The 15,694-nt window shown below is 41.1% G+C and carries 12 protein-coding genes and 2 pseudogenes; 7 read left to right on the top strand and 7 right to left on the bottom strand.

What is annotated here, in order from left to right; all coding sequences use genetic code 11:
* Positions 1-2: 2 nt before the first annotated feature.
* The 3 genes and pseudogenes from H6G83_RS02105 to H6G83_RS35115 form a co-directional block, all read left to right on the top strand.
* Positions 3-1,133 (top strand): CO2 hydration protein, encoded by a 1,131-nt coding sequence (locus H6G83_RS02105; RefSeq protein WP_190466223.1) that lies wholly within the window; start codon positions 3-5, stop codon positions 1,131-1,133.
* A gap of 556 nt (positions 1,134-1,689) precedes the next feature.
* Positions 1,690-2,023: pseudogene (locus tag H6G83_RS02110) on the top strand (transposase); the annotation flags it as partial.
* Positions 2,024-2,149: 126 nt separating this feature from the next.
* A pseudogene (locus H6G83_RS35115) lies at positions 2,150-2,377 on the top strand (transposase); the annotation flags it as partial.
* 322 nt (positions 2,378-2,699) lie between these two features.
* On the opposite strand, the gene H6G83_RS02120 reads toward H6G83_RS35115, so the two are convergent.
* Together H6G83_RS02120 and H6G83_RS02125 are read right to left on the bottom strand one after the other, a co-directional pair.
* The gene (locus tag H6G83_RS02120) at positions 2,700-3,341 is read right to left on the bottom strand and encodes a (2Fe-2S) ferredoxin domain-containing protein (RefSeq protein WP_190466226.1); all 642 of its coding nucleotides are present in this window, start codon (positions 3,339-3,341) and stop codon (positions 2,700-2,702) included.
* 65 nt (positions 3,342-3,406) lie between these two features.
* On the bottom strand, positions 3,407-3,664 hold the full coding sequence (locus tag H6G83_RS02125) for an Asr1405/Asl0597 family protein (RefSeq protein WP_190466229.1): 258 nt from the start codon (positions 3,662-3,664) through the stop codon (positions 3,407-3,409).
* Between the two features lie 550 nt (positions 3,665-4,214).
* Between H6G83_RS02125 and H6G83_RS02130 the strand changes: the two genes are divergently transcribed.
* The 3 genes from H6G83_RS02130 (at position 4,215) to H6G83_RS02140 (ending at position 8,017) form a co-directional block, all read left to right on the top strand.
* Positions 4,215-4,898 (top strand): S-layer homology domain-containing protein, encoded by a 684-nt coding sequence (locus tag H6G83_RS02130; protein WP_190466232.1) that lies wholly within the window; start codon positions 4,215-4,217, stop codon positions 4,896-4,898.
* Positions 4,899-5,261: 363 nt separating this feature from the next.
* On the top strand, positions 5,262-7,169 hold the full coding sequence (gene dxs, locus H6G83_RS02135; RefSeq protein WP_190466235.1) for a 1-deoxy-D-xylulose-5-phosphate synthase: 1,908 nt from the start codon (positions 5,262-5,264) through the stop codon (positions 7,167-7,169).
* Between the two features lie 437 nt (positions 7,170-7,606).
* Positions 7,607-8,017 (top strand): hypothetical protein, encoded by a 411-nt coding sequence (locus H6G83_RS02140; protein ID WP_199328283.1) that lies wholly within the window; start codon positions 7,607-7,609, stop codon positions 8,015-8,017.
* Between the two features lie 282 nt (positions 8,018-8,299).
* On the opposite strand, the gene H6G83_RS02145 is transcribed toward H6G83_RS02140, so the two are convergent.
* The 5 genes from H6G83_RS02145 to uvsE form a co-directional block, all read right to left on the bottom strand.
* Positions 8,300-8,941 carry a hypothetical protein gene (locus tag H6G83_RS02145; RefSeq protein WP_206758977.1) on the bottom strand — a complete coding sequence of 214 codons (642 nt, stop codon included), beginning with the start codon at positions 8,939-8,941 and terminating at the stop codon, positions 8,300-8,302.
* A gap of 361 nt (positions 8,942-9,302) precedes the next feature.
* On the bottom strand, positions 9,303-10,409 hold the full coding sequence (locus H6G83_RS02150) for an anthranilate phosphoribosyltransferase family protein (protein ID WP_190466480.1): 1,107 nt from the start codon (positions 10,407-10,409) through the stop codon (positions 9,303-9,305).
* 113 nt (positions 10,410-10,522) lie between these two features.
* Entirely contained in the window at positions 10,523-11,461 is a 939-nt protein-coding gene (locus H6G83_RS02155) for a LysR family transcriptional regulator (protein WP_190466243.1), read from the bottom strand.
* 716 nt (positions 11,462-12,177) lie between these two features.
* Positions 12,178-13,776, bottom strand: coding sequence for an Hsp70 family protein (locus H6G83_RS02160; RefSeq protein ID WP_190466247.1), 1,599 nt, complete (start codon positions 13,774-13,776; stop codon positions 12,178-12,180).
* A gap of 56 nt (positions 13,777-13,832) precedes the next feature.
* Positions 13,833-14,780: a UV DNA damage repair endonuclease UvsE gene (gene uvsE / locus H6G83_RS02165; protein ID WP_190466249.1), complete on the bottom strand. Its 948-nt coding sequence runs from the start codon at positions 14,778-14,780 to the stop codon at positions 13,833-13,835.
* A 528-nt stretch (positions 14,781-15,308) separates the two neighbouring features.
* Between uvsE and H6G83_RS02170 the strand changes: the two genes are divergently transcribed.
* Positions 15,309-15,527 carry a hypothetical protein gene (locus H6G83_RS02170; protein ID WP_190466483.1) on the top strand — a complete coding sequence of 73 codons (219 nt, stop codon included), beginning with the start codon at positions 15,309-15,311 and terminating at the stop codon, positions 15,525-15,527.
* Positions 15,528-15,694 lie beyond the last annotated feature (167 nt).

Raw genomic sequence — 15,694 nt, forward strand, 5'->3', positions numbered from 1 at the left:
GCATGGTAAATCTGAAGAATAAACCCACAAATCAACCATTAGGTGAGTATATTGAACGCCTACTACAAGGACAAGCATTACTTGTAGATACTCCCCAAAATGTTTTAGAAGTAGTGGGTATTCTCAAAAGTTATGGCGTAGTTTTAGATGAATATTCTAAAAATCTTATATATATCGCCGAAAACCAATTTTTAGTATTTTTCCCCTTTTTTAAATATTTTAATGGTAATTTTTCCTGGGGTAAATTACTCCGGCACTGGTGGCACGACAGAATCAATTTTGAATATGCCGAATATTGCATGAAAGCCATGATGTGGCATGGCGGTGGTGGCTTAGACGCATATTTAGATACTACAGAATTTCAAGAAAGAGCAGAAGCAGTTATTCAAGCTAAATTTGCCAAAAATCCTTTAGTTAAAGGGATGAATCAACTGTTTCCAGATTTTTTAACTGAACAGTTACGAGTATCTGCTTACTATAGCGGTTTGGGTCAGTTTTGGCGAGTTATGGCTGATATATTCCTCAATTTATCAGACCGTTATGACCAGGGTGAAATCGAAACAATTCCTCAAGTTGTAGACCATATTAAAGCAGGTTTAGTTGCAGATGCCACTAGACCTATTACCTACGCTGTAAAAATAGACGGGAAATTATATGAAATTATTCCTAAAAGTTTAGGATTGACTTTCTTAGCAGATACAGCAGTACCCTATGTAGAAGCAGTATTCTTCAGGGGAACTCCCTTCTTAGGAACAGTTTCCTATAATGCTCAAGCTTATCAAATTCCCCCAGATCAAGCTCGATTTCAATATGGTGCATTATATGCAGATCCTCTACCTATAGGTGGTGCAGGTATTCCTCCCACATTGCTAATGCAAGATATGCGTCATTATTTACCAGAATACTTACATGAAGTTTATCGTCAAAGCCTGAGAGGTGAAGATGATTTGCGGGTGCAAATTTGTATGACTTTCCAAAAATCAATGTTCTGTGTCACCACAGCAGCTATTCTCGGATTAATGCCTTTTCCTTTGGATACTAATGACCCATCTGAGCAAGCTGCAAATGAAGTGTATCTCGAAAAGTGGATGGATAGATTTGTGACATCCCGCTTACTTGATGTTAACAGTTAACCATAACATCGTGCTGGGTGCTGAGTATCAAGCAAAATCAGCCAGATGGTAAACAAACTTCGCAAACTACCCCATAATTGGGGTTTATTGCTTGTGAGAAATCCGAGTCTTACTGTTAACGTGAGTTCGATGAACCTCTCCCTCCCAACCTCCCTCTCCTAAAAGGCGTTCGCGTAGCGTCTCCGTCAGGAGAGGGAGGAGAAACTAAAAAATCACCCTCTTACTCCCCTCTCCTCGAAGGAGAGGGGTTGGGGGAGAGGTCAAAACAACGCTTGTCGAACTCACGTTACTGTTAGCGGGACTTACGCAACTGGCACAATTGTAGGGTGCGTCAGATGGGGAAAATCCTTGAATCTGTACGAAATTATTGGTGCTGACGCACCCTACAGTTAGTTTGATTATGACACTTGCATAAGTCCTATACCAGGGGACAGGGAACAGGGGACAGGGAACAGGTTCAAAAGCCCTTTGAAGTAAAGGTTTTATGATTCATGTATGTCCTAACCTATGTGGCAACTGCTATAAGTAAAAAGAATTTGCTGTTTTTACTACCCAGCGGACAGTAGAGTTTGGGGCTAAGTTTTCAGCTAGTTACTATGAAGGCTATGTCTTTTTAGACCATATTAGTTGGGACAACTTTAACGAGTCAGGCGACTTAAAATCACAAGTAGAAGCATACAAAAACTACACCGGATATTATCCTGAATCAGTTCATGTAGATAAAATTTATCGCACTAGAGAGAATCGAGCTTGGTGTCAAGAAAGGGGAATTAGAATTAGTGGCCCACCATTAGGTAGACCACCCAAAAATGTCAGCCCTGAAAAAAAGAAACAAGCCGCTTATGACGAAAGGATTCGTAATTGTATTGAGGGCAAGTTTGGACAAGGTAAGGCACTTACAAGGAATAAAATGCCCAGCCGTATCAATAATATTTTTGGCAAAGCCGAGGTATTTAGGCGCTTTCGCCCCGAAGGGCGAAAGCGCCGGCTGGGCATTTTATTTTTTGGATCTCCCTAAACGAAGATTTAGCCTTGGTAGAGTTATGGCTAAACTTCCTCATACCTCTTTAACCGCTATTGCCTTAACTTTTTTAGTTATGAATCTTTCTACCCTTTTATTACGGCTTTTTTGTCACTTTTTGTGTCTATTTTTCAAAACCACATCTTTTTTCGCTTTCTTGATTAGTAAAACTAATGTCTTGATTAATTCCGGACAACAAAAAATTATCTTTGCTCCTGCCTGATTACCTACTCAATTCTTCTGTTGTTTTTTTACTACTTTTTCAGCAAGCCCTAATTATTTTGTGAACCTGGGATGATGAAAATTTATGGAAAATTTGGTTTGAAAACCCCGTCGTTTGACGACGGCTTTGCCAATATCTCTGCTACAATATGGGTAGTCGCCATAGGGCATTGGGAGACTATAAACGGACGTGGAGAGGCTGTAAGACTACCTAGTAGCAAGCTTCGGCGAAGCGTCAAGGAATCCTCGCTCCTTTAGGGCAAGGAGGTATGTCAATCACAACTTCTACATTAAAAAGCTGAAACTTATACTTAAGTTTCAGCTTAATTGACAGTTGATATTACCACTTGATGGGAATTATCAGCTCGCTGACTGTCGGCAAAATGTTTATTCATCACTGTGAGTACTTGGTCTGCTTGAATACGTGTGTAGCGAGTTTTATCTGGCATAACTACATTCGGTCCAGCTTTACAGTTTTTCATGCAGCCAGTACCTTTAATAGTAACTTGGTCTTCTAGACCGCGATCGCTTAAAGCAGCTTCTAGGGCTTGACATACTGCTTTACCACCGCGTTTCATACAATCAGACTTTTGACATACCAAAATCGTAGCTTTCGCCTTCTGTGGTTTTGGTTGGGTATTTTCTGTAGCTGGAATTTCTTGAATTGGGGATATAGTTTGAACTCTCCGTACTTCCCCACTAGCTGCCATCACACGTTCAGCCTTGAGTGTTACTTTACCTGTTTTTGCATCATACTTCTTTTGACCAACCACTTGTAACAAAGTCCCAGTAGGCAAGCGCCAATCAAAAGTAAACCTTAAGTGCTTGGCTAGTTTAATGTAACATTCACCATCAGCAGTTAATAATAACAAACCTTTAAGCTTATAGCCATCTTTAATCACAAACTCAATAAATCTACCTTCCAGGCAAAACTCTGAGACATCTTTACTGTGACATACACCCATATTCTTTACCTCTAATTAAATAAAGTAAACCTGAGTCATTAAATAAGACACACCGCAGCCACTAATTAGGAATGTGGATAACGACTTTGCCAACAAATCTCAAGAGAGCAAATTAAATCTTGGCGAGAAGAAGTAAATTGTCGCATCACGCTCCAAAGTTGAACAACTGTCGTAGGGGTGACGACTTCAACCTGCAACGGCTGGTTAGCTTCACACCAACAGGGAACTTCTAATTCCTGTAAGCGCTGATATACCTGCCAACGATCTGCCCAATCTATTTCTACAACTGACTTTTCTTCTACTTCGGAACTGAAAGGTTTCAAACGACTAGCCCTCAAAATGCAACCAACTTGCAGCCAAAATCATGCTTTTACCCCTAACTATTGAGAATCTTTAAGAGTAAAGCATATGTTATTAGCATATCCTAAGTGCAAACAATTCTCAGTTAGTTTAGCAGAAAAATTTCTAAAATTTCTCAATAACTTTATGCCATCCCAAAACGTTAATGTGGGAAATGGGACACTTGAGGGCGTAAGAATGCGTCAGGGATGGGGGAGATGAGGGAGATGAGGGAGATGGGGGAGTCTTTCAAGGGCAGGTTTTTTACACTTCGACCCAAAAACACTGATTTTAGGGTGTAGGGGTATAAGGGTGTAGGGGTGTAGGGGTAGATGAAAGTCTGATAATTTACTGAATCTTATAGTCCTCACTGATTACTTTATGAAAAACCTGCCCTTAAGAGGATGGGGGAGTGGGGGGAGATGAGGGAGTATCTAAGATAGATATTTCTCCTCTGCTCCTCTGCTCCCCTGCTCCTCTGCTCCTCTGCTTCCCCAGTCCCTAGTCTCTTTTGGCTATTCGGAGGTAAGAACTATGCGGCATTTACTAAGTACCATTTCATTAGTGCTATTACTTCAAGGCTTCCCAGTAGTTGCTCAAGCTCAAGTGAGCGAAAATACTGGGGGTGGATCATCAGAAGCGATACAACAGGTAATTACTGCCAAGTTGATGACCAATGCGGCTGATGGTAACTTTTATCCTGAAAGGTTAATCAATCGTGCTGAGTTAGCTTCGATTCTTGTCAAAGCATTCCGTCTCGATAAACAAGAAGCTGCTAACCAACCAAAGTCAATCACCGTTGGAGATGTACCCCGTTCTCATTGGGCGTATCAAGATATTCAGACGGTTTTAAAAACCGATGTGATGAAAGGCTATCGAGGAAATTTATTTTTCCCTAATCAAAGGGTGACGAGGGCGGAAGCTTTAGCGATTTTTGCCCAAGCCTATGGAGTATTTCAATTTTCTGATGATGCTGTTAACGACATACTTGCAGCCTATCCTGATGCCGGATCTATTCCTAATTGGGCGAGAAGAGCGATCGCTACAGTCGTCACAGAAGGATTTATTAATACTGATGCTCAGAATAACATATCCCCATTAAAACCTATGACTCGCGGAGATATGGCATATTTGCTGAGTAAATATTTGCAAAGGCAGCAACAACAACCGGAAACGCCAGTAGTTCCTACGACTACCGATAGTCCACAATTACCTTAGTCAGAAAACTCAGTGAAATCTTCAAGGCAACTAAAATTATGACATCGCCAATAGTCATTAATGTTTGACTATTGACTATGGACTATTAATTGTTGGTCACAATAACGAGAAATTTGTCACAATCAAGTAAGTCTTAATTATTTTTGCAAAATGAATCTAATTACACTATTTTCAAGTAGTTGTACGGTGTAGGGTATCAAGCATGATTACTAGTAAAAAATGCTGAAAGCCTAGTGCTAAATTACCCATTCTCAGCCAACAAATTTTCGACTGTTACTAATTAACAGTTCAATTCTCTGGGCTACCCCACCGTGGGAGAATCAGAATACCAAAAGTAGAGATTAGAGAGGAAAACCCTACAATATGCATCTGAGTGAAATCACACATCCCAATCAGCTGCACGGTTTATCTATCCGGCAACTGCAACAGATCGCCCGTCAGATTCGCGATAAACACCTGCAAACAGTAGCCGAATTTGGTGGACATTTGGGGCCTGGCTTGGGTGTTGTCGAGTTAACACTAGGGCTTTACCAGACTCTAGATTTAGACAGGGATAAAGTTATCTGGGATGTAGGACACCAAGCTTATCCCCACAAACTGATTACAGGACGTTACAGCAACTTCCACACCCTCAGACAAAAAGATGGAATTGCTGGCTACCTCAAACGCTGTGAAAATAAATTCGACCACTTTGGCGCAGGTCACGCTTCTACCAGCATCTCCGCAGCGTTGGGGATGGCTTTAGCCAGAGACATGAACGGGGAAAAGTTTAAAGTTGTTGCGGTAATTGGTGATGGTGCATTAACTGGTGGTATGGCGTTGGAAGCTATCAACCACGCTGGACACTTACCTAAAACCAACCTTCTAGTTGTTCTCAACGACAATGAGATGTCGATATCTCCCAACGTTGGGGCAATTCCTCGCTATCTCAACAAAATGCGCCTCAGTCCCCCGGTGCAGTTCATCAAGGATAATTTTGAAGAACAGTTCAAACACATTCCCTTTGTGGGTGAATCCTTGTCTCCCGAACTAGGACGAATTAAGGAAGGGATGAAGCGGTTAGCTGTTCCTAAAGTGGGTGCTGTGTTTGAAGAACTGGGCTTTACCTACATGGGACCAGTCGATGGGCATAATTTGGAGGAATTGATTGCTACTTTCCAACAAGCACATCAAATAGCAGGGCCAGTATTGGTTCATGTCGCCACAGTTAAAGGTAAAGGCTATGAACTCGCTGAAAAAGACCAAGTAGGCTATCACGCCCAAACTCCTTTTAACTTGACAACTGGTAAAGCTATTCCTTCCAGCAAACCCAAACCCCCCGCCTATGCCAAAGTCTTTTCCCATACCCTGGTGAAGCTAGCCGAACAAAACCCGAAAATTATCGGCATTACTGCGGCTATGGCTACAGGAACAGGTTTAGACAAGCTACAAGCTAAATTACCCAACCAATATATCGATGTGGGTATTGCCGAACAACACGCCGTTACTCTAGCGGCTGGGTTGGCAACTGAAGGGATGCGTCCTGTAGCTGCGATCTACTCTACTTTCTTGCAACGGGCATACGACCAAATTATTCACGATGTTTGTATCCAAAACTTACCAGTATTTTTCTGTTTGGATCGGGCGGGAATTGTGGGTTCTGATGGCCCCACTCACCAAGGTATGTATGATATTGCTTATCTGCGCTGCATTCCCAACATTGTGCTGATGGCCCCGAAAGATGAAGCTGAACTACAAAGCATGGTAGTAACTGGTATTAACTATACCGATGGTGCGATCGCTATGCGTTTCCCTCGTGGTAACGGCTATGGTGTACCCCTCATGGAAGAAGGTTGGGAGCCTTTGGAAATTGGTAAAGGGGAAATTCTCCGCAACGGTGACGATGTGTTACTCATCGGCTACGGCACAATGGTTTACCCCAGTATGCAGGCGGCGGAAATTCTCAGCGAACATGGGATTGAAGCAACTGTGATTAATGCCCGGTTTGTTAAACCCTTGGATACTGAGTTAATCGTGCCTTTGGCGAAGAAAATCGGCAAAGTTGTCACCCTCGAAGAAGGCTGTGTCATGGGCGGCTTTGGTTCCGCAGTCGCTGAAGCTTTGTTAGATGCAGATGTTATCGTTCCTGTCAAGCGTATCGGTGTTCCCGATGTCTTGGTAGAACACGCTACTCCAGACGAATCTAAGGCAGAATTAGGTTTAACTGGTCGTCAAATTGCGGAAAGAGTGCTAGAAGCTTACTTTCAAAAGCAACCATCCTCTGTAAGCTAAATCGCTGATAAATTATCCATTTTCTGGGGTGGGCATCCTGCCCGCCCTGAATGCTGGATAAAGACCAATAACGACATTGCAACTCAACTTTAAGTGGAACGGACTAAATAAATCAAGGTTTGTAGTAAGGACTTTAGTCCTTATTTTGAGGACTAAAGTCCTCTCTGTGAGACGCTACGCGAACACTACGAACTCAATTGTAAGAATTTTACACTACTTAACATAGTTTGATTTATTTTCGACCGCTTACTTACATATAAAAAAATTTATAGATTAAATCAATTTAGAATATTGAATTAAACTGAGCAATCTATTAAAAGAGCGATTTTATCTAATAACTTTTGACAATAAAACCTCAGTCTAGGGAACGATATGGCGGATAAGCTCAATCAAGTAAAAATAGAATGCTTAATCATTCTACGGAACTGAATAATTTTATGAAAAAGCTCGCAACTTTAGGACGCTGGATAGCTACAACCGTATTTTGTTTATCTGCGATCGCTTTCGTTTGGCAAGGTGCATTTTTCGCTAACACCTCAGCAATGGCTGGAACCTCTACATATTTAATCGCTTCTTCCGACGCAACCGATGGTTTACGCGAAAAATCCAAAGAGTTTATCCGCGATACAAAGTCTACAGTTAAAGATGCAGCTAGATCAAATGCTAGCCGTGTCAATAATGCAGACGAAACTGGTAGTGCTGTAGAGCGCAAAGCTAACAAAGATGCGTCTCGCATTCAAAGAAGAGCAGAAGAAGATGCTGCACGTACAGAAAGAGCAGTAGACAACAACCTCAATGCTGTTGAGCGTACTATTGATAACATCAAAGGTGCTTTCAGCAATGACTAGGAAATAGATACAAGAATTACATATACCCGGCTGCTTACAACAGTCGGGTATTTTGTTGAATTGATGTTAATAACGACTGAACTAAACGCCAGCGATCGCTAATTGGCAATTGCAAGGATTGATTTTGCAATTCCTGTTATGTCATCTGCTTTTCTCCAAAGCTCTCTACGCTCATTGTAAATTGCGGCTAAGGCTTTATATATGTCTATTGTGGTAACTTGTTGATGCCAGCATTTTTTTGAAACTCACTTCTTGGGAAGCTTTTGCTTTTTAACAAGATGCCTATCTAATAAACCTTGTTAATACAACTGTTAGCGATTTTGTCAATCCGTATGCAAAATCGTACAAACCTCCAGAGAAAGCTTGAACAACAGCGTCTTCTAGTTCTTTCTCATACTTTACTTGATCAAAATAAGCACATACCCATCCTGGCCCTCTTCCTTTAGCATCTTTAATCTTAATGGGAGTTGACGAAAAAATATAAAGCGTAAGCTGATCTCTATATGCCTTAAATGGATTAAGGAATTTGATTGTTACTTCTATGTTTTTTCCTAATACCGAAACACCTGCATCTTGAACTTCATTTTCACTGAAATCCACAACTACTTTTTCTAATATTTCGTTATGCAGATCCTGTGTATCAGTCTGTATAGTAATAGTGAAGTCTTTGACTATCTCTTCACCTTTGTTTAAGAGATATAATGATGTTCTATGAAGAGAATTAATTTGTCTTCCCTTGTATTCTAAATTAATATCTTTTTCTACTTGAGAATCTATTTTTAGCAAAGATACTTGTTCTTTTTTGATAACTTCTATAATTTGCGGTCTTTGCCGAGACAAAAAGCTGACAATTAACCAACCTAATATACCAACAACTATTCCTAAAGCAAAAACTACATAATTGGAAAATGCTTCATTAAGCAATAGGTTAGTTAAATTTTGGCTTTGATTACTATTTGAAACTTGTAGAAAGATATTGTTTATGAGTTTATAAAACATATAAATTTAACAGGCAACATCTGTAGTAATTGATATCTTGCACCTTCTCAATAACCAGGTCTAGGCATTGCCTATCCTAAGAAGTAGTAAGCTTTTCGGCTTGTCATTTTTGCAACAACCAATTGCTACAAGATATAAATAAGCAATTTTACGGTTATAAAAAATTTAGCAAGTTGGAATTGGCTGTTTCATATCTGAGATAAAAATACTGTGATACTCCAAATTATAAAATTACTTAGAGTTAGATAATAACAGATAAAATTCAAGCATAACTAAGTAATTTTAACTAGGAGTTAGCCTTAACTTCTTGCCCTGACTCCAAAAGTTGGTTATCTGTGTTTTTTTCTGCAACTGAATTAACTACTTGAATTAGTTGTTGTAATTTCGCCGCTACTACCCCACTCTTGAATAATTCTTCTGCTTTAGCAATACCCGATCGCATATCCGCACAACTTCCACTTCGCCACAGATAAAACCCAGCATTCCACAAAGCTGTTTGCTGTAACTCACTAGAATTACCAGCAAGTACATCTTGTATTTGGGTTACTAATTCTTCATTGCTACCCAAGGGGACATTTTTAGGAGTAAAACCATAGTCATGGGGTGAAAGAAACACCCTTTCTAGCTCAGGGGATGCGGAAGATAAACTAATGATAGCTGTGCGATCGCGTGGTAAATCACAACTCCCTTCTAATCCCTTCACCAAGGTAAATTTAGTTACTCCCCGCAGTCCCAATGCTACCTGAAACATCCCTTCTGTGGGCGGGTGAACATACCCAGCAATGATATGAGCGTCACCAGCGTAAGGACACCAAATTAATTCCATTGTGGCGAAGGGTGGACGCTTGCCGAGTTGGTCGCGGTATTCCCAGATAATATTAGTTAAAGGAAAATGCTGTGGTGTGTAAACAAAGCCAATTCCTGTCTGTGCAAATACTGCTTGAGCCTGTTCTAGTGATAGGGTAGACCAATTTACCCCTAATCCTTGCCAGATTTCTCTTAATGGTAAACCGTATTTTGTCGGTAAGCGATCGCCCCCGTGCATCACCACTGGTTGTCCCACTGCGGATAGTAATAAGGCTGTGACGGGGCTGATGGGTGCGGTGCGTGTTCTGCCATCATAAGGTAGACCAAAAACCATAACTGGACGCGCAGACGAGATTGGTTGCAGTTTTGGCCCCAATTCATCGAAAGCATCTAACATTCCCGCTAACTCTTCTCCCGTAGGGCGCTTAATGCGGTGAGCAATTAAAAACGCGCCTATCTGGGCTGGTGTAGCTTCTCCTAATAACATCATTCTGGTAGCAGTGGCTGCTTCAGCGCGGGTTAAATTCTCTCCCGTGTGGTTCCCACTCCCTACTTTTTTTAGTAGATCCCTAAATAAAATGCTCATATAAGTCATTAGTCATTGGTCATTAGTCATTAGTCATTAGTCATTAGTAAATAGCTAAAAATAAGGTTTTGGACTTTTGACTATGGACTATGGACTTTTGACTAATCATAACTTTAAGATGCCGATCGCTGCTGTTCTATTAGTGGGGGAATATTTTCTTTAACTAATTGCCAAAAATGTTTTATGGGGGGAATTTGCAACCGGTCATGAGTTGTCACCATGACTACCCGACGAGTTAAGCCAGAATTATCTGGTAAGACGTTGTTAGCTAGGGGACGCACTGCTAAAGTGGGGTCAAGCCGTGCTTCTAGTAAGGCGGAAGTGGGGAGTAATGCAATTAATTCTCCTTGGCGCACTACTCCCCGAAAAGCATCTAAAGTATTAACTTCTAAAGCTGCTTGTAATGTAGCTTCTAGTCGCTCAAATTTATCTTGGACTAGACGCTGCATCCCATAGCCATCTTTAAAAACTACTTGGGGATAACGTACTAATTCTGACCAAGGTACACGTTCATATTGGGCTAAAGGATGATTGGCGGCAATTAAGAGTTCTATCGGCTCATCATACAAGACTTCTACCACCATTTCTCTGGCAGTGGTGAGAAAGCGATTGTTCATCACAATTGCTAAGTCTACTAAACCATCTTTGAGGACTTTGAGGGCGCGATCGCTCCCCAAAGATGTCACCCGCAATTGTACCTCTGGAAAATCACGGCAAAACTTTTGTAATACTGGTGGTAAGTAGGAACCACAAAGCGAATGAATCGCTGCAATGCACAATTCTGGCTGCTTCCCAGCGATTAAATCAGCTAACTCTTGTGTAGCTGTTTCCCACTCTTGACAAATTTTCCGGGCGCGGGGAAGTAAGCGTTCCCCACCTAAAGTTAACTTGGCGTGATTGGTTCTGTGAAACAATTCCACACCTAAATCAGCTTCGAGTGACTGAATTTGTCGGCTGATAGTAGATTGGGTGACACCACATTTACCCGCCGCCTTTTGAAAGCTGCCGGTTTGGGCGATCGCCAAAAAAGCTTGCAACTGCTCTAGTCGCATTTGTATGTAGCCTGAATTACATTTATGGCATTCAATTAAAGTACCTGATTTTGTTTGAGATTTTCGTAGAATTTGCTACATATTTTTTATTAGTCAGTTGTCATTAGTCATTAGTCATTAGTTTTGCTCCCTCACTCCCCCACTCCCGGTTGGTGAATCTCGACTCCGCATCTGATTTCTGGTGTTGTAGCAGAGATTTAGACCCCTCTCCAAACCTCTCCCCCACGGGGGGAGAGGCTTTGAAACAGATGAGTTTTTTCTCTGATTGTATGAAACCACCCTGCTCTTGGGAGGGTTAGGGAGGGGTATAAAAGTATTTGATACATCATTAGAGACTTTTAAAACATCCTCTCAAGTTCATTATCCACATGAGTAAATATTAAGTAGTAGCGTGTCTAGACTAAAATAGTGCATTATCCGACAATCTATCATCTTACTCATCTGCGTTCATCTGCGTTCATCTGCGTTCGATTTTTCTCAAATTTATTGCCACATTTTAGGCTAGACAAGCCATTAAAATTTCAGATTTACTTTATTAGGACTTACGCAACTGGCATATTTTTTCTGTAGGGTGTGTAACGCTCTTAAAATATTTGAACGTAGTAATGAGACTTGTAGCGTCACGCACCAACCCCCAATTGTGACACTTGCGTAAGTCCTGTTTATAAAACATCTCTTAGAGACAATAGTAAAAAACTAATGACTATCAACTAAATTTAACTCAATTGTGCTACTAGTTGATTTTCTAATAATGTGTCATTAGTTAATAAATCCTCAACAGTAATTCTTAAAAAGCGTTGTTCATCTACTTGAAATAAGATTTTAATGCGATCGCTCCCCGGAAATCCAGGTGGTGTGAGTTGGGCGATGCTTCTCGCGCCTTCTTTGTCGTTGAGGGGTTTGACGCTGGTAACATTATTATCTAGGCGGCGGGTAATTAAGCGATCGCCATCAAAGTAAACTTCTGTACCGCCTGTTTCTGCGCCTAATTCACCCAATATCAATTCGATACTGGGCTGATTTTCCAAGGAAGCGCCTAAGACTAATTCTACAGGCTGGCTCATGGGATAGCCTTGTCCCGCCCTGATAATCGGATGCCAACTGTGGCGTTGGTTGCGGCGATCCCAATACCTTACACCGTAACTGTGATAGAGAAAGTCTTTGATTTCTATACCCTGGGATAGTTGCAAAGCACCTTGGGCGATCGCTTCAAATGGTTTTTCACAACGGATTTTCTCTGGTGTAAAATACTGCTTTACCCATGTCTGCACGGCGGGTAGTTGTACTGTTCCCCCAACTAACAACACAGCATTAATATCTGTGATTTCAATTCCTTGACGGCGGGCTTGTTGTAATAAATTAGCCATTGCATCATCAAGTTGTTCAAAAAAGGCTTGTTCTTTGAGGATGCTTTCTAAAGTTTCCCGGTTTAATTCTAATTCGTAACTTTCAAAGTTCTCATCATCAAAATAAATTTCACTAGCTTGGTTTTGAGTTGATAGCTGAATCTTTACTCTTTCTGCTAGTCTAGTTGTGATTGGGCTAACAGCTAATCCTTGCGTTTTGGCAAAGTAATCTACTAACCAATTATCAATATCTGTACCGCCTAAATTTTGTCCAGCTTTCGCCAATACACGGGCAGTTTTGGTTTTTTGCTTTGAGTCTTCTGCTAAAGATTTATTACCCCATTTCAACAAGAAACCTACAGGTTTTGTATTACCTTGTGTGGGTTTATTTAATTGCACCAAGGATAAATCTAATGTCCCGCCACCAAAGTCAACTACTAACAAAATTTCTTGGTCTGCTAAACCATAGCCCAAGGCGGCGGCTGTGGGTTCATCTAACATCCGCACTTGTTCCACAGGGAGGGCTTGACAAACTTTACCCAACCAGTAACGATAAGCTTCAAAGCTATCAACGGGGACGGTTAAAACTAGGGAGTCTAAGCCGCCTTCTTGGGGTGCTAGTTGTTGGATGATTTCGGTGAGAAACCATTGTCCCACTTGTTCAAAGGTGACAATTTGCCCGTCTAGTTCTGGTAGGAAGCCTTGGATATCAGCGCCAATACCCCGTTTGAAACTGCGGAAAAATCGCGCCTCACCTTTGAGGTCAAGACCGCGATCGCGTACTTGTTGCCCTGCTAAGATTTTACCTTGGGAGGCATCTTCTACATACACCAAGCTGGGAATCAGGGGGGGATTGAGGCTTTGTTGGAGGGATAGACCAGGTAGGGTGAGGGTTTCCGGCTGTTGGGTGACGGGGTTCCAACGGGCAATTACTGTGTTACTTGTACCAAAATCAATTGCGATCGCCATAGTCTATAAGTTGTCTCACGCAAAGACGCAAAGACGCAAAAAGTGTTTCAGTAAGACTATTGTCCCATAAGCCACCATGACCGCAAATGGGCGATCGCTGCTTCTTTTTGTTTGGCTTCAATTTCTATCCAAGGCGCTTGGTGGTAAACGCTGGGCATATCGGTGATTAAGTTGCTATGTTTTCTATCTTTGAAGGCTTGTTCACCGTTGGAAATGTGGACTAATTGCCATTCTGGGTTTGTCCAAGTTTCTCTGGCGGCGTTAAACATGGCGGTAACGCTGGGATGGTCGTAGCTGTCTAGGTTTTCGTGGCATATATGATGATGGGCATCAAATACCATTGGGATTTTAGCTTGTTGGCAGACTGTGAAAATTTCTTCGGCGCTGTAGGCGTATTCGTCGTTTTCTAATGTGATCCGATTTTTGATATTTTCTGGTAGGTTGGCGATGACTTTTATTAGTTGTTCGCTACGTTGCGATTTTCCACCGTGAATGTTCATCAATGACCAAGGGGAACGGGGTAAACCTAATAAGTCAAAGATATGGGCATGATCTTCTAAAATTTTAATACTGTTTTGTACAACTTCAGCAGAGTCGGAACTGAGGACTACAAATTGGTCTGGATGTAGTACCATTCTGATGTTGAGAGATTGGGCGCGTACACCAATTTGACCCAAATCATCAGTGATTTCTACTAATATTTTTGCCCCAATTTGGTCTGCCATATCGCTGAGGGGAAACACACCAGAGGGGAGACGATACAAACGGATATGATTGTTCTGACAAAATGTTAGGGCATCATGGAGGCGTTGCAAGTTATGCAGATATATTTCTCTTAGCCCGCCTTCACGTTGACCAAGGGAAAGTTGTAAATACCTTGTGCGTGTCATTGTGCGAAAACGCACTTGCTTATCAAATGTAATGCAAACCAGCCCTAACTCTGGTTGAGCGTTTTTTTGTAACTGCGCTGTCGGAGGCAGTTTGTTTAACTGGGTTGCAGCCATTGAACTATCTACTATTTATTATACCGTTTCTTCATGAAGATGCGCTTTATTCTTTACTGTAGAGACGTTGCATGCAACGTCTCTACATTATTTATTTGGCTCAACTTCATAGAGAATTGGTATTACCACTGTTTTATTAAAGTTAATTCTCCTCATGTATGAGCAGTATCTAAAGCCTGATTCTCTCAGCTTTTTCACCTGATGGAATATAACTTTTTGGCAATACTAGAAAAAACATCTGTCTTGTGATGTATATCACAGTTATATAAATAAAGTTATATATAGTTATATGTAGTTTTTGTAAAGAAAACACCAAATGTTCTTAACTTAAAAGCTTGAAAGCTTTGGTGTTGCAGCTTTACCAGTAGCAACAGAACTAAAGGAAGAATGTCAAAATAAGTAGATGTACCTTTTGGCAGTGCTGTCAAGTTGGTGAAATATTTATTAATATAGGTATGGATGTACTCAAAGCGTCAAAAGCGATCGCAAGTAATTTTCCACAATTTATTAGTAACAGAACAGGTAAGTATGAAAGACGAGCGACAGACGGAAACTAAGGAGTTTGTAGGGAATCTCAAGAATGGGATATGGTTATTTGGCCTGTCCTCTTGGGTATTCGGTATTACTGACCGCAGCATTGCATCTTTTGCTGATGGTTATTTATCTGCATTAGATTTAACGCAACTATTCACAGCAGCAACTTTCTTTGTAGCTTGGTTATTTTTGAAGCCAACTTCTAGAGTTTAATTAAGTGGGAGTGCTTCACAGGTAGAACTTTTATGAAAATTAGAAGTGTGCTGGATTGTGCGGTAAATATATTTGTATTGGGGTAATTCTGAAATGTGCGGAATTACCCCAACTTGTATTTATGGTGGGTTTACTGGCTGATAATTCTTAGAAACAACAAAAAATAA

This window comes from Anabaena azotica FACHB-119 (assembly GCF_014697625.1).
GTDB lineage: Bacteria > Cyanobacteriota > Cyanobacteriia > Cyanobacteriales > Nostocaceae > Trichormus > Trichormus azoticus_A.

What these genes read in the sequence shown, in the direction of transcription:
- H6G83_RS02130 (WP_190466232.1), top strand. Translation starts at nt 4,215, where the DNA reads ATGCGGCATTTACTAAGTACCATTTCATTAGTGCTATTACTTCAAGGC.
- H6G83_RS02105 (WP_190466223.1), top strand. Translation starts at nt 3, where the DNA reads ATGGTAAATCTGAAGAATAAACCCACAAATCAACCATTAGGTGAGTAT.
- H6G83_RS02120 (WP_190466226.1), bottom strand. Translation starts at nt 3,341, where the DNA reads ATGGGTGTATGTCACAGTAAAGATGTCTCAGAGTTTTGCCTGGAAGGT.
- H6G83_RS02140 (WP_199328283.1), top strand. Translation starts at nt 7,607, where the DNA reads ATGAAAAAGCTCGCAACTTTAGGACGCTGGATAGCTACAACCGTATTT.
- H6G83_RS02170 (WP_190466483.1), top strand. Translation starts at nt 15,309, where the DNA reads ATGAAAGACGAGCGACAGACGGAAACTAAGGAGTTTGTAGGGAATCTC.
- H6G83_RS02160 (WP_190466247.1), bottom strand. Translation starts at nt 13,776, where the DNA reads ATGGCGATCGCAATTGATTTTGGTACAAGTAACACAGTAATTGCCCGT.
- uvsE (WP_190466249.1), bottom strand. Translation starts at nt 14,780, where the DNA reads ATGGCTGCAACCCAGTTAAACAAACTGCCTCCGACAGCGCAGTTACAA.
- H6G83_RS02155 (WP_190466243.1), bottom strand. Translation starts at nt 11,461, where the DNA reads ATGCGACTAGAGCAGTTGCAAGCTTTTTTGGCGATCGCCCAAACCGGC.
- H6G83_RS02150 (WP_190466480.1), bottom strand. Translation starts at nt 10,409, where the DNA reads ATGAGCATTTTATTTAGGGATCTACTAAAAAAAGTAGGGAGTGGGAAC.
- dxs (WP_190466235.1), top strand. Translation starts at nt 5,262, where the DNA reads ATGCATCTGAGTGAAATCACACATCCCAATCAGCTGCACGGTTTATCT.